This is a genomic window from Alkalibacterium sp. s-m-28 (assembly GCF_054658175.1).
Genome location: NZ_BAAGIQ010000328.1, coordinates 1 through 329 on the forward strand (window position 1 = coordinate 1; position 329 = coordinate 329).

The following is a 329-nucleotide window of genomic DNA, read 5'->3' on the forward strand; positions in this document are numbered from 1 at the left end:
GCACGGCAACGTCCTGCTTTCACAAAGGGAAACCCTTCACTATCCTCGGCGCTGGGAAGCTTAACGGCTGTGTTCGGAATGGGAACAGGTGGATCCTTCCCGCCATCGTCACCGCACAGTGACTCTTTTATTAAACTCGAGAACCTTGTTCTCTCAAAACTAGACAGCTGATCAACACGAAACAACACCACTTACCCTTAAGACACGTCAGTCCAGTTTCGCTCGGCAGATGATTCCGCCTCGCTATACTTTCTTTCTTGTGGTTAAGTCCTCGACCGATTAGTACTGGTCCGCTCCACATATCACTATGCTTCCACTTCCAGCCTATC

The 329-nt window shown here is 49.8% G+C and carries 1 protein-coding gene and 1 rRNA gene; both read right to left on the reverse strand.

Annotation, left to right across the window (positions count from 1 at the left end; genetic code table 11):
- A 5S ribosomal RNA gene (rrf, locus tag ACYQ4S_RS12525) occupies window positions 1-116 on the reverse strand.
- A 14-nt stretch (window positions 117-130) separates the two neighbouring features.
- A partial coding sequence (locus tag ACYQ4S_RS12530; RefSeq protein WP_459771506.1) for a hypothetical protein occupies window positions 131-329 on the reverse strand: 199 nt, incomplete at its 5' end.